2 protein-coding genes are annotated in these 1,017 nt (G+C 70.9%); both read left to right on the top strand.

What is annotated here, in order from left to right:
- Positions 1-336: 336 nt before the first annotated feature.
- Positions 337-645: a 50S ribosomal protein L21 gene (rplU, locus tag ACFUC1_RS20615; protein ID WP_310155648.1), complete on the top strand. Its 309-nt coding sequence runs from the start codon at positions 337-339 to the stop codon at positions 643-645.
- Positions 646-688: 43 nt separating this feature from the next.
- Positions 689-958, top strand: a complete 270-nt coding sequence (gene rpmA / locus ACFUC1_RS20610; RefSeq protein ID WP_310155650.1) for a 50S ribosomal protein L27 — start codon at positions 689-691, stop codon at positions 956-958.
- The last annotated feature ends 59 nt before the right edge of the window (positions 959-1,017 follow it).

Here is a 1,017-nt window from a genome sequence, read left to right as displayed (position 1 = left end):
GGCGCCAGCCGCCGCGCCCCGGCGCCGCAAGCGCGGCCGGGTCGTGGCCCCCGCGGGCCCGCCCCGCCCGGCCGCCGCGGCAGCCGACGAGGCGCCCGCGGAGCCGGCGCCGGACGCGTCCTGAGCCCGGCGGCATACCTGCAGGTCGTCCTGCGGGGATGCCGCCCGGCTGCCGGTTTGGTCGGGGGACCGCCCACCCGGTAATCTTGTGCCTCGGTGCGCCCACCGTCCGGCGTCCGCAACCAGAGCCCCGTCCGCGGGGTTCCTGCACGCGGGTCGCTGCCGGCCGGTCCAGACAGAGAGCGCGTGCCTCCCGAAGTAGGAAGAGAGTTACCCGTGTACGCGATCGTTCGCGCAGGTGGCCGTCAGGAGAAGGTCTCCGTCGGCGATGTCCTCATCATCGACAAGGTCTCCGGCAAGGCCGGCGACAGCATTGCGCTGACCCCGCTCCTCGTCGTCGACGGCTCGACCGTGACCAGCGACGCCGACAAGCTCGCCAAGGTCACCGTCAAGGCCGAGGTGGTCAAGCCCGCCAAGGGCCCCAAGATCACGATCATGAAGTACAAGAACAAGACCGGCTACAAGAAGCGTCAGGGCCACCGTCAGCACCTGACCCAGGTCAAGATCACCGCGATCGACGCCTGAGCCGCGGCGACCGACACAGACTTCCAGAAGGCAGGAACCTGACATGGCACACAAGAAGGGTGCGTCCTCGACCCGCAACGGTCGCGACTCGAACGCACAGCGACTCGGCGTCAAGCGCTTCGGCGGCCAGCTCGTCAACGCCGGCGAGATCATCGTCCGCCAGCGTGGCACCCACTTCCACCCCGGTGACGGCGTCGGTCGCGGCAGCGACGACACCCTGTTCGCGCTCGTCGCGGGCAACGTGGAGTTCGGCACCAAGCGTCGCCGCCGCGTCGTCAACATCGTCCCGGTGGAGACCGCGGACGCCAGCTGACCTCGGTATGCCGGGTGCCCGTCACCCGGCGCACCGCACCGGAGGGGGCGGGCCCGACA

The sequence above is a fragment of the Pedococcus sp. NPDC057267 genome, assembly GCF_042668795.1.
GTDB lineage: Bacteria > Actinomycetota > Actinomycetes > Actinomycetales > Dermatophilaceae > Pedococcus.
This window is presented reverse-complemented; position numbering and strand designations above follow the sequence as displayed.